This window comes from Serratia sp. SSNIH1 (assembly GCF_002935055.1).
Taxonomy (GTDB): domain Bacteria; phylum Pseudomonadota; class Gammaproteobacteria; order Enterobacterales; family Enterobacteriaceae; genus Serratia; species Serratia nevei.
The window spans coordinates 2,090,146-2,110,855 of the sequence record NZ_CP026383.1 but is presented as its reverse complement, the minus strand read 5'-3'; the positions used below and the strand labels follow the sequence as shown (position 1 = coordinate 2,110,855).

Genomic DNA, 20,710 nt, shown 5'->3' with positions numbered 1-20,710 from the left:
GGCCTGCCTAGAATGTTATCCCGTTAACCTGTAGAGAGACTTTCTATGCATCCGCGTTTTCACACCGCGTTCAGCGCACTGCCTGCGACACTGCAATCCGCCCTGCGGCCCTATCTGGACGTGCCTGACTTTCCGGCGATGTTCACGGCCGAGCAAGCGGCGGCGATCCGCACAGGCTGCGGATTGGACGATGACGCGCTGGCATTCGCACTGCTGCCGTTGGCGGCGGCCTGCTCGTTAACCCCGATATCGCACTTCCACGTCGGCGCCATCGCGCGCGGGCAAAGTGGCAACCTCTATTTCGGCGCCAATATGGAATTCAGCGGCGCACCGCTGCAGCAAACCGTGCATGCGGAACAGTGCGCGGTTACCCATGCCTGGCTGCGCGGCGAGCCGGCGCTGGCCTCGGTCACCGTCAACTACACGCCGTGCGGCCACTGCCGTCAGTTTATGAATGAACTGAACAGCGGCGGCGAACTGCAGATCCGTCTGCCGGGCCGCGCGCCGGCCACGCTGGCGGACTATCTGCCGGACGCCTTCGGCCCGAAAGATCTGGATATCGCTTCGCTGCTGATGGACAAGGTCGATCACGGCCATCGGCTGGCGCTGGACGATGCGCTGACGCAGGCGGCGCTGGCGGCGGCCAATCAGAGCCACGCACCGTACAGCAACGCCCACAGCGGCGTGGCGCTGGAAACGCAGGACGGTAACCTCTACGCCGGCCGCTATGCAGAAAACGCCGCCTTCAACCCGAGCCTGCCGCCGCTGCAGGCCGCGCTGATCCTGCTGAACCTCTCCGGCGGCGATTGCCTGAACATCCGCCGCGCCGTGCTGGTCGAACCGCAAGAGGCGATCCTCAGCCAGTGGGACACCACCCGCGCCACGCTGGCGGCACTGGGCTGCCAAAACGTCAGCCGCGCCGCGTTCTAAGCGCACCACGGCGGAGCCATCCGGTTCCGCCGCTAACAGCCCCGCCCGCCAAATACAATGCCCCAACGCCGCCAGAGAGACTTTCTTTAGTTAAAAAATCATTTGATTGTCGATAATTACGCCAACCTGGTTCATCATCTGGCAACAAATGCTGTACATCTTCTCTTTATCTCTTAGGATCGTCGGCAATAAAGTTATCTGATACGTGAAGAGTAAAACTGATGGAACTAGAATACGAAAGCAAACGCCCGCTCTACATCCCTTACGCCGGCCCGATTCTGCTGGAATTTCCGCTGCTGAACAAAGGCAGCGCTTTCACCGAGGAAGAACGTAGCCACTTCAACCTGCACGGCCTGCTGCCGGAAGCGGTGGAAACCATCGAAGAACAGGTGGAACGCGCCTACCGTCAGTACCAGGATTTCAAGAACGATAACGACAAGCACATCTACCTGCGCAACATCCAGGACACCAACGAAACCTTGTTCTACCGGCTGCTGGACTCGCACCTGAGCGAGATGATGCCGATCATCTACACCCCGACCGTCGGCGAGGCCTGCGAACACTTCTCCGATATCTATCGCCGCGCGCGCGGGCTGTTCATCTCCTACCCGAACCGCGATCGCATCGATGACATGCTGCAAAACGCCACCAAGCAGAACGTCAAGGTGATCGTGGTCACCGACGGCGAGCGTATCCTCGGCCTGGGCGACCAGGGCATCGGCGGCATGGGCATCCCCATCGGCAAGCTGTCGCTGTACACCGCCTGCGGCGGCATCAGCCCGGCCTACACGCTGCCGGTGGTGCTGGACGTCGGCACCAACAACCCGCAGCGCCTCAACGATCCGCTGTACATGGGCTGGCGCCACCCGCGCATCTCCGGCGAGGAGTACCACGCCTTCGTCGAAGAGTTTATTCAGGCGGTCAAACGCCGCTGGCCGAACGTGCTGCTGCAGTTCGAAGACTTCGCGCAGAACAACGCCACCCCGCTGTTGAACCGCTATCGCGACGAGATCTGCTGCTTCAACGATGACATCCAGGGCACCGCCGCGGTCACCCTCGGCAGCCTGATCGCCGCCAGCCGCGCCGCCGGCAGCCAGCTGCGCGATCAGACCGTCACCTTCCTCGGAGCCGGTTCCGCCGGCTGCGGCATCGCCGAGCAAATCATCGCGCAGATGAAGTCCGAAGGCTTGAGCGAAGACGAAGCGCGCGCCCGCGTATTCATGGTCGACCGCTTCGGCCTGCTGACCGACAAACTGCCGAACCTGCTCGATTTCCAGAGCAAGCTGGTACAGAAGAGCGACAACCTGGCCGGTTGGGAAACCGCCAGCGACGCCATCTCGCTGCTGGACGTGGTGCGCAACGCCAAGCCGACCATTCTGATCGGAGTGTCCGGCCAGCCGGGGCTGTTTACCGAAGAGCTGATCCGCGAAATGCACAAGCACTGCGAACGCCCTATCGTGATGCCGCTGTCCAACCCGACCTCGCGCGTGGAAGCCCGTCCGGAAGACATCATCAACTGGACCGACGGCGCCGCCCTGGTGGCAACCGGTAGCCCGTTCGCGCCGGTGAGCTATAAAGAACAGCTGTACCCGATCGCCCAGTGCAACAACTCCTACATCTTCCCGGGGATTGGCCTCGGCGTGCTGGCCTCCGGCGCCACCCGCGTCACCGACGCCATGCTGATGGCCGCCAGCCGCGCACTGGCGGACTGTTCGCCGCTGGCCACCGACGGCCACGGCGCACTGCTGCCGAATATCGACGATATTCAGGGCGTGTCGAAGTGCATCGCCATGGAAGTGGGTAAAGCGGCGCAGCTGCAGGGCGTGGCGATCGTCACCTCCGAAGACGCGCTGTCGAAAGCCATCGAGCACAACTTCTGGCGGCCGCAGTACCGCAGCTACAAGCGCACCTCGTTCTAACTGGCGCGCTAAATTGACCCAGCCCGGCACCGCCGGGCTTTTTTGTGCGACAAAACCGCCTAAAAATGCGGCGTTGCGCGTGCTTCAGGCGGTTCGCGTCTTGCGTCGTTCGGTCAGGTAAAGTAGCCTTGATCCATCTTTTTCAGCCCGGCGCGCGTAAGGCAACAACATGTGGAAACGCCTGATCATCAGCCTGTTCATCATCATTGCGGTGTTGATGGGTTCGGCTATTGCGCTGGATCGCTGGATCAGCTGGAAAACCGCGCCTTACGTCTACGACGAACTGCAGGAATTGCCGCACCGCCAGGTCGGCGTGGTACTCGGCACCGCCAAGTATTACCGCACCGGGGTGATCAACCAGTACTACCGTTACCGCATTCAGGGGGCGATCAACGCCTATAACAGCGGCAAGGTGAAATACCTGCTGCTGAGCGGCGACAACGCCCAGCAAAGCTATAACGAGCCGATGACCATGCGTCGCGATCTGATCGCCGCCGGCGTGGCGCCGAGCGATATCGTGCTGGACTACGCCGGTTTCCGTACCCTGGACTCCATCGTGCGCACCCGCAAGGTGTTCGACACCAACGATTTCATCATCATCACCCAGCGTTTCCACTGCGAGCGCGCGCTGTTCATCGCCCTGCACATGGGCATTCAGGCGCAGTGCTACGCGGTGCCGTCGCCGAAAGACATGATGACGGTGCGCGCCCGCGAGATCTTCGCTCGCCTGGGCGCGCTGACCGATCTGTACATCCTCAAGCGCGAACCGCGCTTCCTTGGCCCGCTGATCCCGATCTCCGCCATGCACACCGTGCCGGAAGACGCCCAGGGCTATCCCGCCGTTTCACCGGAACAGTTGGTGGAGCTGGAGCACAAGCTGAAAGAAGAGAAGCAGAAAGCCAAACAGCCCTGACGCGGCAAACGCCCAAAAGAAAGGCCGGCAATAGGCCGGCCTTGTTGTCTGTGCTGCGGCAAATCTACTTCTTCTTGGCGTATTTCAACGAGTCCAGCGCCACGGCGAAGATGATGATGCTGCCCTTGATAATGTACTGCCAGTACGGGTTGATGCCGATATAGGTCAGGCCGTAGTTGATGACGGTGAAGATGATCACCCCGGTCACCACGCCCCACACCGTCCCCACCCCGCCGGCGAAGGAGACGCCCCCCACCACGCAGGCGGCGATGGCATCCAGCTCGTACATAAAGCCGAGGTTATTGGTGGCGCTGCCGATGCGCCCCGCTTCCAGCAGGCCGCCGAAGGCGTAGAACACGCCGGACAACGCATAGATCATGATCAGGTTCAACGGCACGTTGACCCCGGACACCTTGGCCGCTTCCGGGTTGCCGCCGATGGCGAAGATGTTCTTGCCGAAGCGGGTCTTGGTCCACAGGATCCAGACGAATATGATGGCGATCAGCGCATAGAAGGTAATGTACGACAGCTTAAAGTCACCGAAGCGCAAGAAGCCCTGGGCAAAGGTGGAAAACTTCGGATCGAAGCCCGCGACCGGCGAAGCGCCGACCGAATCGTAATACAGCGAGTTGATGCCGTAGACGATGATCATGGTACCCAGCGTAGTGATGAACGGCGTCACGTTGAGATAGGCGATAATCAGGCCGTTAACCAGGCCGATCACCGCGCCGACCGCACACACCAGCAGGATGACCAGGGGAATCGACCAGGTTTCCATGTGCGGGAACACCTTGTTGACGTTATCCATCGACTGCAGCAGCGTGGCCGCCACCACCGCCGCCAGCCCCACCTGCCGCCCGGCGGACAGGTCGGTGCCCTGGGTCACGATCAGCCCCGCCACGCCCAGCGCGATGATGATGCGCACCGAAGACTGCGTCAGGATGTTGCTCAGGTTCATCAGGCTGAGGAAAGTCGGATCCTGAATGATGATGATGGCCAATAGCACCAGCAACACCACGTAAATGCCGCCTTCCTTGAAATAGGTAAATAAGGTTTTTTTATTTAGCGCGTTCATAATTCCGATCCTTAAAGGTGCAGGGAGGCGAGACGTAAGATTTCATTTTGCGAGGTCTGTTTGGTGTTAACGATGCCCGCAACCTGACCATTGCTCATCACCAAAATGCGGTCGGTGATCCCCAAAAGCTCCGGCATTTCGGACGAGACGATAATGATCCCCTTGCCCTTCTTCGCCAGTTCGGTCATCAGCTGATAAATCTCGAACTTGGCGCCCACGTCGATGCCGCGCGTCGGTTCATCCAGCATCAGGATCTCCGGCTGCGTCAGCAGCCAACGGCCGATGATCACCTTCTGCTGATTGCCGCCGGACAGCGAGCCGATATGGGTGTGATGCCCCGGCGTTTTCACCCGCATGGCGTCGATCACCCACTGGGTGTCGCTCTTCATCCGCGCATTATCCAGCAGGCCGAGCTTGTTTTTATAATTGCGGATATTGGAGATCAGCGAGTTGAAACCCACGTCGAGGTAGGCATAAATCCCGGTGGATCGGCGTTCTTCGGTCACCAGCGCAAAACCGTGGTTGATGGCTTCGTTGGCGCTGTGGTTGTCAATCGCCTTGCCGTGCAGCTTGATGGTGCCCGCCACCTTTTCGCGAATGCCGAACAGCGTCTCGACGATATCGGTGCGCTTGGCGCCCACCAGCCCGGCGATGCCGAGGATCTCGCCTTGGTGCAGATCGAAGGACACATCGCGGATCGAGGGCTGACGCAGCGACGTCAGGTTCTTCACCTCAAGGATCACCTCACCCGGCGTGTTCTGCCTGTCGGGGAAGCGCTGGCTGAGCGAACGGCCGACCATCATGGCGATGATCTTGTCCATATCCAGCCCTTCCAGCGGCTGGGTAGCGATCCACTGGCCGTCGCGCAGCACCGTTATCTCATCGCAAAGCTGAAAGATCTCTTCCATCTTGTGCGAGATATAAACAATGCCGCAGCCGCGCTCTTTCAGCTTGCGGATGATGGTGAACAGGTGATTGACCTCTTTCTCCGTCAGCGAGGAGGTCGGTTCATCCATGATGACGATTTTGGCGTCGTAGGAGAACGCCTTGGCGATCTCGATCATCTGCATCTGCGATACCGACAGGTTGCCCACCTTTTCGCGCGGGTTGATGTCGATATCCAGCTCGTCGAAGATCGCCTGGGTGTCTTTGAGCATTTTTTCCTGATCGACGAACAGGCCTTTGGTCGGATAGCGCCCCAGCCACATGTTGTCCATCACGGTGCGCTGCAGCACCAGGTTCAGCTCCTGGTGCACCATGGAAACGCCGTGCTCCAGCGCTTCTTTCGAACTCTTGAAATCGATCTCCCGGCCCTGAAACACAATGCTGCCGCTGTCTTTTTTGTAAATGCCGAACAGGCATTTCAGCAACGTCGATTTACCCGCGCCGTTCTCCCCCATCAGGGCGTGAATCGAGTGCGGGCGGACGCGTAAATTGACATTGTCCAAGGCTTTGACGCCGGGAAATGACTTACAGATATCCGTCATTTCCAGCAGAAATTCGCGTGAGCTATCGGCCATAAATACACCTGGCTTAACGATCTTGCAGTCGTAAACATCCCCGCCGGCGGTATTCCTGGTGTTGGCGCCGCCGGCGGGGTCTTAGCGGGATCTCAATTCTTATTTAACAAACTGAGACAGGTTGTCTTTATCTACGCCGACGTAAGGAATACGCACGACTTTATTTTCGATTTTATATTGGGTGCCTTCGGTGGCCGGTTTGCCCGCCGCCAGGTTTTTCGCCAGCTCGAAGGTGGCTTTCGCCTGGTTGTCGGCGTCGTTCAGCACCGTGCCCGCCATCGCGCCGGATTTCACCAGCGCCAGCGCTTCAGGCAAGGCATCGACGCCAAACACCGGGATACTGGTCTTGTTGTGCGCTTTCAGCGCTTCCACCGCGCCCATTGCCATGGCGTCGTTGTTGGCGATCACCACTTCGATCTTGTTGGCGTTCGGGCCGGAGAGCCAGGCGTCCATCTTGTCTTTCGCCTGCGCGGTATCCCACATCGCGGTATCCATCTGGAGCTGCTGGGTCTTGATGCCTTTTTCGTTCAGCGTTTTCACCACGTAGGTGGTGCGCGCTTCGGCATCCGGGTGGCCCGGTTCGCCCTTCAGCAGCACATACTGGATCTGGCCGTCTTTGTTCAGATCCCAGGCCGGGTTGGCTTTCCAGTGTTTGGCGATCAGCTCGCCTTGGATCACGCCGGATTCTTTGGAATCGGTGCCGACGTAATACGCCTTGTCGTAGCTGTCCAGCGCCTTGCGGGAAGGTTCTTTGTTGTAGAACACCACCGGGATATCGTTTGCGCGCGCCTTATCGATAACCACCGGCGCCGCAGCTGGGTCGACCAGGTTGATCGCCAGCGCTTTCACGCCCTTGGCCAGCAGCACGTCGATCTGATCGTTCTGCTTGGACTGGTCGTTCTGCGAGTCATTCATCAGCAGGGTGACGTCCGGTGAAGCCTTGGCGTCTTTCTCAATAGCCTTACGCACCACCGACATGAAGTTGTCGTCGTACTTGTAAATCGTGACGCCAATACGGGTGTCAGCATGGGCTGCGGCGCCAAACATCATGGCTGCGGCCATGGCGGCCAGGGTGAAAACCTTCTTATTCATTGTCAGTCTCCGGTTCTGTGTAGGGTATTACTCGTCTTTGAGCCAATGGTCACCGGCAGTGCGCACACCCCAGGCCAGGCGATTTCCACTCAACACCTGTCGTCCGTGGATCTTGTTATTTCCGAGAAATGCTGTGTCAGCGCGAGGTAAAGGTTGCAGCGGCAAGGGCCTTTGCGCCGGAAAACGCCTAGAGCATAGACGGCGCGATGTTAATATTCTGTGAATTTTCTCACAGATTGAAAACGGTTACACAAGATTAAATCGTCAGAGAGTGACCGTCGCCTCACTTTGCCAGGGGGCGACAGAATGGCGCCGCACCAGCGTCGGCATGAACAGATGAGCGGCCTGCGGCTCCGCCAGGCCCGCTGCGCCCTGCAACGCCAGCTCGGTGGCCAGCGTGGCCATCGAGACGATCGGATAGCGCACCGTGGTGAGTTTGGGGCTGGTGTAACGCGCGATGGGGATGTCGTCGAAGCCGATCAGCGAGAAATGCTGCGGCACTGTGATACCGTTTTCTTTCAGCACCGCCATGGCGCCGGCGGCCATGGCGTCGTTGTAGGCGAACACCGCGCTCAGCTGTAGGTTACGCCCCAGCAGCTCCACCATCGCTGCCTCGCCGCCCTGCAAATCCGGCGAACCGTAGGCGCGCCAGTTGTCGGGCGTGGCCAGCCCGGCGGCGGCCATCGCCTGCGCATAGCCCTGCTGGCGCAGCGGCCCGTCTTCGATCGGGTGATTGGAGCCTAGATAGCCGATGCGTCGATGGCCCTGCGACAGCAAAAGACGCATCGCCATTTCCGCGCCGCAGACGTTATCCAGCCCGACGCAGCGCGGCTCATAGCCGGGGATAATCCGGTTGATCAGCACCATGCCCGGTACCTGCTCCAGAAAACCGATCAGCTCGGCGTCGCTCAGGGCTTTGGCATGAACAATCAGGGCATTACAGCGCTGGCGGATCAGCACTTCGATCGCGTGGCGCTCTTTGTCCGCCTGATGATAACTGTTGCCGATCAGCAGGTATTTGTGGTGTTTCTGCGCCACCGTGTCTACCGCTTTCACCAGCGCGCCGAAGAACGGGTCGGAGACGTCCATCACCACCACGCCCAGGGTATCGCTGCTTTGGGTCGCCAACGCCTGCGCGTTGGCGTTGGGGCGATAGCCCAGCTCCGCCACCGCCTGCAGCACCTGCTCGCGCGTCTCCTTGCTGGTCAGCGCGCTGTGGTTCAGCACGCGGGAGACGGTCGCCACGGAGACCCCGGCGCGTTTCGCCACGTCGCGAATGGTGATCGGATGAACTGAAGGCATGTGGGATCCTGAAATCAGGGTAGTGGCCGGTGGCGCTATCCTACCCCGATTGGTCCGCTGCTCGCGTGAATTACGTCACAGGAAAGAAAACGTTTACATACATTTTTTTAACCTGTCGGCAGACGCTCACTTCAGCGCTTTGGGTTCCGCTGCGCCGGCGGCCAGCTGCGTCAGCTTGCGCCACAGCCACTCCATCGGCCCCTGAGCGAAGTAACGCAGCCACAGTGCGGAAAACGCCAGGTTGGCCAACCAGACCAGCGGCACGAACGCCAACAGCTGCAGCCGGTCGAACTGCTCATAGAGGCCGAAGCGATAAAACAGCGTGGTGCAGATCAGCGTTTGCAGCAGGTAGTTGCTCAGCGCCATGCGTCCCACCAGGGTCAGCCAGTGGGCGATGCGCATGCGCGACAGCGCGGGCCAGAAACCGTAGCACAGCGCCAGATAGCCCATCGCCTGCAGCGGGGCGCCCAGCTCGCGCGGCACCTGCAGCAGGAAACCGCTCCAGCGATAGTCCCAGTGGACCTGCCATTGCAGCGCCACCGCCGGCAGCTGGATCAGCACCGAAAGCGGCAGCAGCCACGCCGCCTGCCGCAGGTAATAACCGGAGGAATAACTACCGCGCAGCCAGCCGCTGCGCATCAGCCCGGCGCCGAACAGCATCAGCCCCGCCAGCTCCCAGCCATACTGCGCACCGATGGCCAGCAGGCTGGACGAGAGCAGATCGGCGCGGCTGCGCCAGGCTTCGAAACCGCCCTGCAGCTTCCAGAACTTCTCGTACTGCAGCTCCGCCACGCCCGGCTGCCAGAAATTGCCCGGTTCACCGTGCGAAACGAAGCCGAGCAGCAGCAGCACCGCTACGCCGATCAGATACAACACCACGCCGGTTTTCAGCAGCTGGAAGGTTTCTTTGGCTTCGCGGATCATGCGCCAGCACACCAGGCCGATCAGCCCGTAGGCCAGCAGAATATCGCCGTCCCACAGGAAGATGGCGTGTGCGAGGCCGAACAGCACCAGCCACGACAGCCGCGCGCGGATCCAGCTTTTGCCGCGCCGCAGCAGCATTTGCAGCCCGGCACCGAACAACAGCGCGAACATCGCCAGAAACTTGGCCTGGGCGAAGAGATCGAGCAGCGCCCAGGTCCAGGCGTCGCGCGACGACGGCATGCCCAGATAGGCCGGGTTGAGATAGGCGGCCTTCGGCAAGCCGAAGGCGCTGATGTTCAGCAATAAAATGCCGAGAATGGCGATGCCGCGCACGCAGTCCAGCGTGGCGATGCGCGGCAGAGGGTGACTGTTCATTTTTTATCGCTGTCTTCCGCTCATGAAAAAGGCGCCCGCAGGCGCCTGTTGTCGTCGTGCGGGTCGCCCCGCAACGCCATCACCCCTGGTGATGACGCACCGCGCGCAGGAACTCCTGGCGGGTATTCTGGCTGGACTTGAACAGCCCCCCCAACGAGGTGGTGGTGGTGGCGCTGGTCGCGTCGCGGATGCCGCGCGCCTTGACACAATAATGGACCGCATCGATCGATACCGCCACGTTATTGGTGCCGAGCAGAGTCTGCAGCGCCACCAGGATCTGTTGGGTCAGGCGCTCTTGCACCTGCGGACGCTGGGAGAAGAACTGCACGATGCGGTTGATCTTCGACAGGCCGATCACCGAGTCTTTCGGGATATAGGCCACGGTGGCCTTGCCGTCGATGGTCACGAAGTGGTGCTCGCAGGTGCTGGTCAGCGTGATATCGCGCACCGTCACCATCTCATCCACCTTCATTTTGTTCTCGATGACGGTGATTTTCGGGAAGTTGGCGTAGTCCAGCCCGGAGAAGATCTCGTCGACATACATTTTGGCGATGCGATGCGGCGTCTCCGCCAGGCTGTCGTCGGACAGATCGAGATTCAGCAGCTGCATGATTTCGGTCATGTGCTCTTTGATGCGGCGCTTGCGCGTTTCGCGATCCAGCACTTCCCCGCGCAGCGGCGTCTCCAGACCACGCTCTTCCAGCGCCGCATGCACCAGCGCGGCTTCTTTACTTAATGATGTCATGTACTTGTTCTCCTGCGGACGGAACCCGCCGGCGGCCTGGTAGGGCGTGCGGCCGGCGAATTGCTTGCTCTCGTGACGGCAGAGTTTTCGTGATGGATAACGTGAACCCGGTCAAGATTTTGCCCCCACTGTAGATGAGAGCGCGGCGATTATCCAGTGATAGTGCTTCATCCGCAGGTGAAATATTCGCATTTAGCACAATCAGGCCGGCTGCGGGATTCCACGTTTTTTGTATGGATTTTAATCAGCTCATCGCCGTTTTTTGCGCCAGCCGCCGCGCCGGGGTATTCACCACCAGCGCACCAGCCGCCAACAGCGCCGCCACCGCCACATACAACGCCGGCTCCAGCCGATGGGTCATGGCGGTCGACAGCGCCGACAACATCGGCCCGACCAGTTGGCCGATCGCATAACCGGTGGTCAGCAACCCGGCCATATAGCGCGCATGGCGCGGCACCAATTCACGGCCGTGCTGAAGGGCGAGCTGCACCACGCAGAGAAAACCGCCGCCGGTCAGCAACGCCCCCAACGCCAGGCCGGCCACGCCCGGCACCACTTCGGCGCTCAGCACGCCCAGCGCCTGTATCCACAGCGTGATCGCCAGCCGGCTCTGGGTGGTCAGCCTGTGGCGAGTCAAAATGCCGATAACGATCCCCAGCACCGCCGCGCCGCCGAACACCGGCCAGACGAACTGCGCGAACAGGCTACCGGGAAAACGTGCCGCCGCCATCTGCGACAAGAACGTCGCCGGCAGGATGTAGCCGAACCCGGCCAGGCTGTAACTCCACACCAGGCGTTTAAGCGCCGGCGTCAGCAGCAGCGGCTCCGGGGCCACGTCCGGGCGATGCAGCTCGCCGCTGCGCGGCAGAAAGGCGCTAATTCCTCCGACCAACACCAGCGCCAGCCCGCCATACACCAGCCAGGCCTGCGCTGCCGTCAGCCCCAGCGTGTTGATGCCCACCGCCAGCATGCCGCTGAGGAAGATACCGGCACCCGGCCCGGCGAACACCGCCGCGCTCAGCGCCGGCCGGCCGTAGTGCGCCAACCGCTCGTTGGTCCAGGCCGCCACCAGCACCATCGCCCAGCCGCTGGCCCAGCCGATGACGAAGCGCAGCGCGCCGTGGGTCCATTCATCCTGCGCCAGCGCCGACAGCAGCGTCAGCGCCATCGCGCCCCATACGCCCAGCCACAGACGCCGCTCGACGTGGCGCGTGGCGCGCATCGCGTCGTAGGCACCGCACAGGTAGCCCAAATAGTTGATCGCCGCCACCAGCCCGGCGCCGGTCAGGCTGAACTGGTGTTCCGCGATCATCAGCGGCACCTGGGGAGTGAAAGCGAAGCGGCCAATGCCCATCGCGACGATCAGTGCGGCAAAACCGCTCAAGGCAATACGTAAAGCCATACCGGTATCCAAAAGGTTAAAAGAAAGTTGCCAGTATCATGCCGCAGTATTAAACTCACAAAAACTGAATAATAGTTATCAAGTTCATCACGAAACGAGAATATTATGGATCTGACCCAGCTTCGCATGTTCTGCTGCGTGGCGGAAACCGGCTCGGTCGCCCGCGCCGCCGAGCAGCTGCACCGCGTGCCGTCGAATTTGACCACCCGGCTGCGCCAGCTCGAACAGGAGCTGGGCGCCGATCTGTTTATCCGCGAAAAACAGCGCCTGCGCCTGTCGCCGATGGGCCATAACTTTCTGTGCTACGCCAATCGCATCCTGGCGCTGAGCGACGAGGCGATGAGCATCACCCACGCCGGCGAACCGGCGGGCAACTTCGCCCTCGGCTCGATGGAAAGCACCGCCGCTACCCGCCTGCCCTCGCTGCTGGCGGCTTACCACCAGCGCTTCTCGCAGGTTTCGCTGTCGCTGACCACCGGTACCTCCGGCGAAATCGCCGATCGAGTGCGCGCCGGCACGCTGGCCGCGGCGCTGGTCGACGGGCCGGTACCCTATGACGAGCTGAACGGCTGCATCGCCTATCCTGAACATATGGTGGTGATCTCCTGTCTCGATCACGCGCCGATCCACAGCGCCAAAGACGCCAATGGCGAGACGCTGTTCGCCTTTCGCGCCAGCTGCTCCTACCGCCTGCGGCTGGAGGCCTGGTTCAAGCGCGAAGGCGCGCGGCCGGGGCAAATTATGGAGATCCAGTCCTATCACGCCATGCTGGCCTGCGTCGCCAGCGGCGCCGGGCTGGCGATGATCCCGCATTCGGTGCTGAGCCTGCTGCCGGGCCATGAGCGGGTTCGGGTTCACACCCTGCCGCCGGACGTGGCCGACACCGCCACCTGGTTGCTGTGGCGCCGCGACGCGTTCGGGCCGAACGTGCGCGCGCTGAAAGAGTTGATTATTGAACAGACGGAAACCGCCGCTGTTGATGAAAGCACCCCCAACGATTTATCAGACGTTGTCGATATCGCCTGATTTAAAAAGAAAACCACTGAGGAGACTATGATGGAGATGATCAAAACCCGCGCCGCCGTTGCCTGGGGCCCGAACCAGCCGCTGAAGATCGAAGAAGTCGAGCTGATGCCACCGCAAAAAGGCGAAGTGCTGGTGCGGATCGTCGCCACCGGCGTTTGTCACACCGATGCCTACACCCTGTCCGGCAAAGATCCGGAAGGCGTGTTCCCGGCGATCCTCGGCCACGAGGGCGGCGGCGTGGTGGAAGCGGTCGGTGAAGGCGTCACCAGCGTGGCGGTCGGCGATCACGTGATCCCGCTCTACACCCCGGAGTGCGGCGAGTGCAAATTCTGTAAATCCGGCAAGACCAACCTGTGCCAGGCGATCCGCGCCACCCAGGGTAAAGGGCTGATGCCGGACGGCACCACCCGCTTCTTCAAGGACGGCAAGCCGATCTTCCACTACATGGGCACGTCCACCTTCTCCGAGTACACCGTGGTGCCGGAAATCTCACTGGCGAAAATCAACAAGGAAGCGCCGCTGGAAGAAGTGTGCCTGCTGGGCTGCGGCGTGACCACCGGCATGGGCGCGGTGATGAACACCGCCAAAGTGCAACCGGGCGACACCGTGGCGATCTTCGGCCTGGGCGGCATCGGCCTGTCGGCGATCATCGGCGCGCAGATGGCCGGCGCGGGCCGCATCATCGGCATCGACATCAACACCAGCAAGTTCGATCTGGCCCGCAAGCTGGGCGCCACCGATCTGATCAACCCGAAAGACTATGACAAGCCGATTCAGGAAGTGATCGTCGAGCTGACCGACGGCGGCGTCGATTTCTCCTTCGAGTGCATCGGCAACGTCAACGTGATGCGTTCCGCGCTGGAGTGCTGCCACAAGGGCTGGGGCGAATCGGTGATCATCGGCGTCGCAGGCGCGGGCGAAGAGATCTCGACCCGTCCGTTCCAACTGGTCACCGGCCGCGTCTGGCGTGGTTCGGCGTTCGGCGGCGTCAAGGGCCGTTCGCAGCTGCCGGGCATCGTCGAGCGCTATCTGGACGGCGAATTCGCACTGAACGACTTTATCACCCACACCATGGGGCTGGAGCAGATCAACGAAGCGTTCGATTTGATGCACGAAGGCAAATCGATCCGTTCCGTCATCCACTTCGACCAATAAGCCAGGAGGCAGAGATGACGTTGTCATTGGAACTTCTCGAAGAGCACCGCATGTTCGGCGGCTGGCAGCAGCGCTATCGCCACGCGGCGCAGAGCCTGAATTGCAACATGACATTCAGCATCTACCTGCCGCCGCCGCGCGATGACAACCCGCCGCCGGTGCTGTACTGGCTGTCGGGGCTGACCTGCAACGACGAGAACTTCACGTTGAAAGCCGGCGCGCAGCGCATCGCCGCCGAGCTGGGTCTGGTGCTGGTGATGCCGGACACCAGCCCGCGTGGCGACGAAGTGCCGAACGACGAAGGCTACGATCTGGGCCAGGGCGCCGGGTTCTACCTGAACGCCACCCAGGCGCCGTGGGATCGCCATTTCCGCATGTACGACTACATCAGCGCCGAACTGCCGGCGCTGATCGAACAGCACTTCAGCGTCAGCGATCGTCAGTCGATCTTCGGCCACTCGATGGGCGGCCACGGCGCGCTGATCATGGCGTTTCGCAATCCGCAGCGCTTCCGCTCGGTATCGGCCTTCGCGCCGATCGTTAACCCGTGCCAGGTGCCGTGGGGCCGCAAGGCGTTCACCGCCTATCTGGGCAGCGACGAAAGCCAGTGGCTGCAGTACGACAGCTGCCATCTGCTGGCCAGCGGCGCGGAAAAAATGCCGGTCCTTATCGACCAGGGCGACGACGACCAGTTCCTGGCCGACCAGCTGCAACCGGCGCGGTTGGCGGAGCTGGCGCGCCAGCACGACTGGCCGCTGACGCTGCGCATTCAGCCGGGGTACGATCACAGCTACTTCACCATCGCCACCTTCGTGGAAGATCACCTGCGCTTCCACGCCGAGCACCTGTTCCGCTGATAAAAAAATCCGGGCGGTTAACCGCCCGGATTTCTTCAAAAACCATCATTGCCATATCCCTTCCTCATCCCTGTAATATACATGCGTCAAATTTTCATCAAAAAACTCTAAAACAGGGGTATGCCAATTCAGCGATACCCTCACCCCTTCAGTTTCGGATCGAGCGCGTCGCGCAATCCGTCGCCCAACAGGTTGAAGGCCAGCACGGTGATGAATATCGCCAGGCTGGGGAAGATCGCCACGTGCGGCGCGATCACCATATCGGCGCGCGCCTCGTTGAGCATCGCCCCCCACTCCGGCATCGGCGGCTGGGCGCCCAGGCCCAGAAACGACAGGCTGGCGGCGGTGATGATCGAGGTGCCGATACGCAGGGTGAAATAGACCACGATCGAAGACAGGGTGCCCGGCAGAATGTGCCGCAGGATGATGGTCCAGTCCGAGGCGCCGATGCTGCGCGCCGATTCGATATAGGTCAGGTGCTTCAGCACCAGCGTATTGCCGCGCACCAGGCGGGCGAAGGCCGGAATGCTGAAGATCGCCACCGCGACGATCACGTTGACCATGCCGCTGCCCATGATCGCCACCACGCCGATCGCCAGCAGAATGCCGGGAAACGCGAACAGCACATCGCAGACGCGCATGGTGAGACGATCCCACCAGCCCTCATAGTAGCCGGCCAGCAGCCCCAGCAGGGTGCCGATCGCCCCGCCCGCCAGCACCGAGAACACCCCGGCCGCCAGCGAAATGCGCGTGCCCATCAGGATGCGGCTGAAGATATCGCGCCCGAGGGAATCGACGCCCAGCCAGTGCATCAGCGAAGGCCCTTCGTTCAGCCGGTCGTAATCGAAATAGTTTTCCGCATCGAACGGTGCCAGATAAGGCGCCAGCAGCGCCGCCGCAATCAGCAGCAGCACCAACAGGCCGGCGACCAGCGCCGCCCGCTGGCGACGAAAGCGCCGCCAAAACTCGCTCCACGGCGTGCGTACCGCGTTGGAGTCGATAAGCGGCATCGCCTTCAGTGCGGCGTTGCGCCGCCAATGCTTAATCATGCCGCGCCCTCATTGATAACGAATCGCCGGGTTGATCGCCGCGTACAGCATATCCACCAGCAGGTTGATCAGAATGAACTCCAGCGAGAACAGCAGCACCTCGGCCTGGATCACCGGGTAATCGCGCATCTCCACCGAGTCCACCAGCAACCGCCCCAGCCCCGGCCAGTTGAACACCTTCTCCACCACGATCGAACCGCCGAGCAGGAAGCCGAACTGCAGCCCCATCATGGTCACCACCGGGATCATCGCGTTGCGCAGGCCGTGTTTCATCACCACCACGCTTTCCCGCACGCCCTTGGCGCGCGCGGTGCGCATGTAGTCCTCCTGCAGCACCTCGACGAACGAAGCGCGGGTGAAGCGCGCCATCACCGCCGCCACCGCCGCCCCCAGGGTGATAGAAGGCAGAATGTAGTGACGCCAGCTGTCGGCGCCCACCGTCGGCAGCCACCCCAGTTCGACCGAGAACACCTGCATCAGCAGCATGCCGAGCGCAAAGGCCGGGAACGAGATCCCCGACACCGCCAGCGTCATGCCGAGGCGATCCGGCCAGCGGTTGCGCCACACCGCCGACACCACGCCGATCGCCAGGCCGAACGCCACCGCCCACAGCATGCTGGTGACGGTCAGCCAGAAGGTCGGCATAAAGCGCGAGGCGATCTCTTCGCTCACCGGGCGTTTGGACACCATCGAGATGCCGAAGTCGCCCCGCAGCGCGTTGACGAAGAAGTGCGCGAACTGCTGCGGCAGCGGCTTATCCAGCCCCAAATCCTTGCGCACCAGCTGCACCACCGCCTCGTCGGCCTCCGGCCCCGCCGCCAGCCGCGCCGGATCGCCCGGCAGCAGGTGGACGAACAGGAACACCAGCACCGCCACGATCAGCAGCGTCGGGATCAGGCCCAGCAGTCGTTTCAGAAAATAATTGAGCATCTCATTCCTTCCCCCGCCCGCCGCCGTCTGGCCGCAGGCGGGGATGGGCGCCTTATTTCAGATCGGCGTTATCAAAGTTGAACGAGGTATCCGGCATCACGTAGAAGCCGCTCAGCTGTTTGCTGTTGGCCGACAACAGACGTTCGGTCGCCAGGAAGATCCAGGGCGCGTCGGCCCAGATGCGATCCTGCGCGTCCTGATACAGTTTCTGCTTCTCGGCGCGATCGGTGGTCGCCAGCGCGTCGGTCAGATCCTTGTCCACCTGCGGGTTGCTGTAGAACGCGGTGTTGAACTGCTTCGGCGGCGCCGCCTGGGTAGAGAACAGCGGCGACAGCGCCCAGTCCGCTTCCCCGGTCGAGGCCGACCAGCCGGTGTAGAACAGCCGCACCCCGGTGTCCTTCACCCCGACGCTCTCCACCTGCGCCGCACGCTGCCCGGCATCCATCGCCGTCACCGTCACTTTCACCCCCACCTGCGCCAGCTGCTGCTGGGTGAACTGCAGCACCTTCTGCGCGGTGCTGTGGTTGTGAGACGACCACAGCGTAGTGGTGAAACCGTTCGGGTAGCCGGCCTCTTTCAGCAGCTCGCGTGCCTTGGCCGGATCGTACGGCCAAGGCTTATAGCGGGCGGCGAAGTCGATGGCCGGCGGCACCGGGCCCTCCGCCGGCACCGCGTAACCGGCGAACGCCACCTTGATCAGCGCGTCCTTATTGATGGCGTAGTTCAGCGCCTGGCGCACCTTCGGGTTGTCGAACGGCTTTTGGGTGACGTTCATGCTGATGTAACGCTGCAGGATCGACGGCGCGGCCACCACGTCCAGCTTGGCGTTGCCCTCCAGCACCTTGGCCTGCTCGTAAGGGATGGGGAAGGCGAAGGTCGCCTCGCCGGTCTGCAGCATCGCCGCGCGGGTGTTGTTATCCACCACCGGGCGCCAGGTGATGCTGTCGAGCTTCGGCAGCCCCGGCTGCCAGTAGCCGTCGAACTTCTTCACCTTGACGAAATCGGTCTGGTTCCAGGTCACGAACTGATACGGCCCGGTACCGACCGGGTGGAAACCGATCTCCTTGCCGTATTGCTTCAGCGCCGCCGGCGAGATGATCGCCGCCGCCGGGTGCGCCAGGTTGTTGACGAACGCCGAGAACGGCGCCTTCAGCACGATCTTCACCGTATTGGCGTCCACCGCTTCGGTTTTGTCGATCATCTTGAACAGGTTGTAGCGCTTGAGGTGGCTGTCCGGGTTGCTGGCGCGATCGAGGTTGATCTTCACCGCCTCGGCGTTGAGCGCGGTGCCGTCGTGGAATTTAATCCCCTGGCGCAGTTTGACCGTGTAGGTCAGGCCGTCTTTGCTGACCTCATAGCTGTCCGCCAGCACGTTCACCAGCTTCATGTCCTTATCGAAGCCGAACAGCCCCTGATAGAAAGACTTGGCCACCGCCTGCGACAGCGTGTCGTTGGCGTCGTAAGGATCGAGGGTGGTGAAGTTGGAGGCCACGGCGATCACCGCGTCCTTCGCCGCCCAGACCGGGCCGGTTCCCGCCGCCAGCAGTACGGCGGCCAACAGCGCATTGCGTTTGAATGTGTGCTTCATGTCGCTTGTCTCTCCTGAGGTCTTTAAAAAGCACCGGCGATCGGGTGGCGGGCGACAAAGTGCCCGGCGCCAACCTGCACCAGCGGTGCGGTAACGGGTTCATCGCCCAGCGCGCGCACTGGGCTCGGGATCTCATCGGCCGGCAGCGGCTGCCGTTTGTGGGCATGAGCGGGATCGGCCACCGGCACCGCCGCCATCAGCTTGCGAGTATAGGGGTGCTGCGGATTGTCGAACACCGCCTGCCGTGGGCCGATCTCGACGATCTGCCCGAGGTACATCACCGCCACCCGGTGACTGATGCGCTCCACCACCGCCATGTCGTGTGAAATAAACAGAAAAGCGATGCCGAACTCGCGCTGCAGATCGAGCAACAGATTGACGATCTGCGCCTGAATCGACACGTCCAGCGCCGAGACCGCCTCGTCGGCGATCACCACTTTCGGGTTCAGCGCCAGCGCGCGCGCGATGCAGATGCGCTGGCGCTGGCCGCCGGAGAATTCGTGCGGGTAGCGGCGCGCATGCTCCGGCAGCAGGCCGACGCGCTCCAGCAGCCAGGCCACCCGTTGCTCCGCCTCCCGGCCGCGCATCACGTTGTGCACCAGCAGCGGCTCCATGATGGAAAAACCGACCGTCAGGCGCGGATCGAGCGAGGCGTAAGGATCTTGAAAGATGAACTGAATATCGCGCCGCAGATGCTGCAGCGCCGGCCCCTTCAACTGATCGATTCGCCGCCCGGCGAAGGTGATGGTGCCGCTTTGGCTGTCCACCAGCTTCAGCAGAGAGCGCCCGGTGGTGGACTTGCCGCAGCCGGACTCGCCCACCAGCCCCAGCGTCTCGCCGGGGTAAAGATCGAAACTGACGTTTTCCACCGCGTGCACCCGGCGAGTGACCCGATTGAACAATCCGCCGCGCAGATCAAAGCGCGTAACCAGATGCTCCACCCGCAGGATCGGCGCGGCGCCTGGCGGCACGGTATCCTGCGGCGCCGTATCCCCCTCGCCGCCCGGCAGCGGAAACTTCGCCGGCAGCGGCCGATCGGCCATCGCCCCCAGCTTCGGCACCGCCGCCAGCAGCGCCCGGGTATAGGCCTGTTGCGGCGCGGCGAACAGCTCGCGCACCCGATTTTGCTCCACCTGCTCACCGCGGCGCATCACCAGCACCCGGTCGGCGATCTCCGCCACCACGCCCATGTCGTGAGTGATGAAGATCACCCCCATCTGCATCTCCCGTTGCAGCACGCGGATCAGCTGCAGGATCTGCGCCTGGATGGTGACGTCGAGGGCGGTGGTGGGCTCATCGGCGATCAGCAACGCCGGCCTGCAGGAGAGCGCCATGGCGATCATCACGCGCTGGCGCATGCCGCCGGAAAGCTGGTGCGGGTAGCGCCCCAGCACCTCTTTGGCCTCCGGAATGCGCACCAGGTCGAGCATGCGCAGCGCCTCCTGGCGCGCGCTGCGGCGATCCATGCCCTGATGCAGGCGCAGCGATTCGGCGATCTGCTCGCCGACCGGAAACACCGGGTTGAGCGAGGTCATCGGCTCCTGGAAGATCATCGCCATGTCGGCACCACGCACCGTACGCAGCGTACTCTGTGAGGCCTGAGCGAGATCGAGCAACGCGCCGTCACGTCGGCGCAGCGTCATGGCACCGCTGACGATGCGCCCGCCGCCCTGCTCCACCAACCGCATCAGCCCCAGCGAAGTCACCGATTTACCGGAGCCGGACTCACCGACGATCGCCAGCGTCTCGCCGCGCTCGAGATCGAACGACAGGTTACGCACCGCTGCCACGGCGCCGTCCGGTTGAGGAAAGCTGATGCTCAGATCGCGCACCGTCAGCACCCGCTGCGGCGGCAATGACAACCCGCTGCCGGCGGGTCGAAGTGAAACGTCGGTCATGCACCCTCCC

At 62.2% G+C, this 20,710-nt stretch carries 17 protein-coding genes; 6 read left to right on the top strand and 11 right to left on the bottom strand.

From position 1 onward, the window contains the following. The first annotated feature begins 45 nt into the window (after window positions 1–45). The 3 genes from cdd (at window position 46) to sanA (ending at window position 3,762) form a co-directional block, all read left to right on the top strand. Window positions 46–930 (top strand): cytidine deaminase, encoded by an 885-nt coding sequence (gene cdd / locus C3F38_RS10215; RefSeq protein WP_057523666.1) that lies wholly within the window; start codon window positions 46–48, stop codon window positions 928–930. 221 nt (window positions 931–1,151) lie between these two features. Continuing rightward, window positions 1,152–2,849: an NAD-dependent malic enzyme gene (locus tag C3F38_RS10210; protein ID WP_004938945.1), complete on the top strand. Its 1,698-nt coding sequence runs from the start codon at window positions 1,152–1,154 to the stop codon at window positions 2,847–2,849. Window positions 2,850–3,018: 169 nt separating this feature from the next. Next, window positions 3,019–3,762 carry an outer membrane permeability protein SanA gene (gene sanA / locus C3F38_RS10205; RefSeq protein WP_004938948.1) on the top strand — a complete coding sequence of 248 codons (744 nt, stop codon included), beginning with the start codon at window positions 3,019–3,021 and terminating at the stop codon, window positions 3,760–3,762. 64 nt (window positions 3,763–3,826) lie between these two features. Here the strand turns inward: sanA and mglC are convergent, their stop codons facing one another. From mglC to C3F38_RS10170, 7 genes are all read right to left on the bottom strand, one after another. Next, a complete protein-coding gene (gene mglC, locus C3F38_RS10200) occupies window positions 3,827–4,837 on the bottom strand; it encodes a galactose/methyl galactoside ABC transporter permease MglC (RefSeq protein ID WP_004938953.1) in 1,011 nt (336 codons plus the stop codon). 11 nt (window positions 4,838–4,848) lie between these two features. Next, complete coding sequence (gene mglA / locus C3F38_RS10195) at window positions 4,849–6,357, bottom strand: galactose/methyl galactoside ABC transporter ATP-binding protein MglA (RefSeq protein ID WP_033637724.1); 1,509 nt, start codon at window positions 6,355–6,357, stop codon at window positions 4,849–4,851. A 99-nt stretch (window positions 6,358–6,456) separates the two neighbouring features. Continuing rightward, on the bottom strand, window positions 6,457–7,449 hold the full coding sequence (gene mglB / locus C3F38_RS10190; RefSeq protein ID WP_038880978.1) for a galactose/glucose ABC transporter substrate-binding protein MglB: 993 nt from the start codon (window positions 7,447–7,449) through the stop codon (window positions 6,457–6,459). Between the two features lie 264 nt (window positions 7,450–7,713). After that, a complete protein-coding gene (galS, locus tag C3F38_RS10185) occupies window positions 7,714–8,751 on the bottom strand; it encodes an HTH-type transcriptional regulator GalS (RefSeq protein ID WP_047728135.1) in 1,038 nt (345 codons plus the stop codon). Between the two features lie 126 nt (window positions 8,752–8,877). Beyond that, on the bottom strand, window positions 8,878–10,050 hold the full coding sequence (gene yeiB, locus C3F38_RS10180; RefSeq protein WP_055312406.1) for a DUF418 domain-containing protein YeiB: 1,173 nt from the start codon (window positions 10,048–10,050) through the stop codon (window positions 8,878–8,880). A gap of 79 nt (window positions 10,051–10,129) precedes the next feature. Then, window positions 10,130–10,795 carry a GTP cyclohydrolase I FolE gene (gene folE, locus C3F38_RS10175; RefSeq protein WP_004938969.1) on the bottom strand — a complete coding sequence of 222 codons (666 nt, stop codon included), beginning with the start codon at window positions 10,793–10,795 and terminating at the stop codon, window positions 10,130–10,132. Window positions 10,796–11,039: 244 nt separating this feature from the next. Further along, window positions 11,040–12,197: a YbfB/YjiJ family MFS transporter gene (locus C3F38_RS10170; protein WP_055317576.1), complete on the bottom strand. Its 1,158-nt coding sequence runs from the start codon at window positions 12,195–12,197 to the stop codon at window positions 11,040–11,042. 105 nt (window positions 12,198–12,302) lie between these two features. Here C3F38_RS10170 and C3F38_RS10165 point away from each other — a divergent pair, with 105 nt between their 5' ends. Genes C3F38_RS10165 through fghA form a run of 3 tightly spaced genes read left to right on the top strand, consistent with a single transcriptional unit; the run spans window position 12,303 to window position 15,235 of the window. Then, window positions 12,303–13,223 (top strand): LysR family transcriptional regulator, encoded by a 921-nt coding sequence (locus C3F38_RS10165; RefSeq protein WP_016928453.1) that lies wholly within the window; start codon window positions 12,303–12,305, stop codon window positions 13,221–13,223. Between the two features lie 30 nt (window positions 13,224–13,253). Then, entirely contained in the window at window positions 13,254–14,378 is a 1,125-nt protein-coding gene (locus C3F38_RS10160; RefSeq protein ID WP_038880962.1) for an S-(hydroxymethyl)glutathione dehydrogenase/class III alcohol dehydrogenase, read from the top strand. Window positions 14,379–14,392: 14 nt separating this feature from the next. Beyond that, window positions 14,393–15,235, top strand: a complete 843-nt coding sequence (fghA, locus tag C3F38_RS10155) for an S-formylglutathione hydrolase (RefSeq protein WP_047728144.1) — start codon at window positions 14,393–14,395, stop codon at window positions 15,233–15,235. Between the two features lie 140 nt (window positions 15,236–15,375). Here fghA and gsiD read toward each other — a convergent pair whose 3' ends face one another. Genes gsiD through C3F38_RS10135 form a run of 4 tightly spaced genes read right to left on the bottom strand, consistent with a single transcriptional unit; the run spans window position 15,376 to window position 20,700 of the window. Continuing rightward, on the bottom strand, window positions 15,376–16,284 hold the full coding sequence (gene gsiD, locus C3F38_RS10150) for a glutathione ABC transporter permease GsiD (protein ID WP_170310542.1): 909 nt from the start codon (window positions 16,282–16,284) through the stop codon (window positions 15,376–15,378). A 9-nt stretch (window positions 16,285–16,293) separates the two neighbouring features. Next, window positions 16,294–17,214, bottom strand: a complete 921-nt coding sequence (gsiC, locus tag C3F38_RS10145; protein WP_038880960.1) for a glutathione ABC transporter permease GsiC — start codon at window positions 17,212–17,214, stop codon at window positions 16,294–16,296. A 52-nt stretch (window positions 17,215–17,266) separates the two neighbouring features. Continuing rightward, on the bottom strand, window positions 17,267–18,802 hold the full coding sequence (gene gsiB, locus C3F38_RS10140; protein WP_055312408.1) for a glutathione ABC transporter substrate-binding protein GsiB: 1,536 nt from the start codon (window positions 18,800–18,802) through the stop codon (window positions 17,267–17,269). Window positions 18,803–18,825: 23 nt separating this feature from the next. After that, window positions 18,826–20,700 (bottom strand): dipeptide ABC transporter ATP-binding protein, encoded by a 1,875-nt coding sequence (locus C3F38_RS10135; protein ID WP_055317577.1) that lies wholly within the window; start codon window positions 20,698–20,700, stop codon window positions 18,826–18,828. Between the last annotated feature and the right edge of the window lie 10 nt (window positions 20,701–20,710).

What these genes read in the sequence shown, in the direction of transcription:
- mglC (WP_004938953.1), bottom strand. Translation starts at nt 4,837, where the DNA reads ATGAACGCGCTAAATAAAAAAACCTTATTTACCTATTTCAAGGAAGGC.
- galS (WP_047728135.1), bottom strand. Translation starts at nt 8,751, where the DNA reads ATGCCTTCAGTTCATCCGATCACCATTCGCGACGTGGCGAAACGCGCC.
- gsiC (WP_038880960.1), bottom strand. Translation starts at nt 17,214, where the DNA reads ATGCTCAATTATTTTCTGAAACGACTGCTGGGCCTGATCCCGACGCTG.
- gsiB (WP_055312408.1), bottom strand. Translation starts at nt 18,802, where the DNA reads ATGAAGCACACATTCAAACGCAATGCGCTGTTGGCCGCCGTACTGCTG.
- C3F38_RS10160 (WP_038880962.1), top strand. Translation starts at nt 13,254, where the DNA reads ATGGAGATGATCAAAACCCGCGCCGCCGTTGCCTGGGGCCCGAACCAG.
- fghA (WP_047728144.1), top strand. Translation starts at nt 14,393, where the DNA reads ATGACGTTGTCATTGGAACTTCTCGAAGAGCACCGCATGTTCGGCGGC.
- cdd (WP_057523666.1), top strand. Translation starts at nt 46, where the DNA reads ATGCATCCGCGTTTTCACACCGCGTTCAGCGCACTGCCTGCGACACTG.
- folE (WP_004938969.1), bottom strand. Translation starts at nt 10,795, where the DNA reads ATGACATCATTAAGTAAAGAAGCCGCGCTGGTGCATGCGGCGCTGGAA.
- C3F38_RS10135 (WP_055317577.1), bottom strand. Translation starts at nt 20,700, where the DNA reads ATGACCGACGTTTCACTTCGACCCGCCGGCAGCGGGTTGTCATTGCCG.
- sanA (WP_004938948.1), top strand. Translation starts at nt 3,019, where the DNA reads ATGTGGAAACGCCTGATCATCAGCCTGTTCATCATCATTGCGGTGTTG.
- gsiD (WP_170310542.1), bottom strand. Translation starts at nt 16,284, where the DNA reads ATGATTAAGCATTGGCGGCGCAACGCCGCACTGAAGGCGATGCCGCTT.
- C3F38_RS10210 (WP_004938945.1), top strand. Translation starts at nt 1,152, where the DNA reads ATGGAACTAGAATACGAAAGCAAACGCCCGCTCTACATCCCTTACGCC.
- mglA (WP_033637724.1), bottom strand. Translation starts at nt 6,357, where the DNA reads ATGGCCGATAGCTCACGCGAATTTCTGCTGGAAATGACGGATATCTGT.
- yeiB (WP_055312406.1), bottom strand. Translation starts at nt 10,050, where the DNA reads ATGAACAGTCACCCTCTGCCGCGCATCGCCACGCTGGACTGCGTGCGC.
- C3F38_RS10170 (WP_055317576.1), bottom strand. Translation starts at nt 12,197, where the DNA reads ATGGCTTTACGTATTGCCTTGAGCGGTTTTGCCGCACTGATCGTCGCG.
- mglB (WP_038880978.1), bottom strand. Translation starts at nt 7,449, where the DNA reads ATGAATAAGAAGGTTTTCACCCTGGCCGCCATGGCCGCAGCCATGATG.
- C3F38_RS10165 (WP_016928453.1), top strand. Translation starts at nt 12,303, where the DNA reads ATGGATCTGACCCAGCTTCGCATGTTCTGCTGCGTGGCGGAAACCGGC.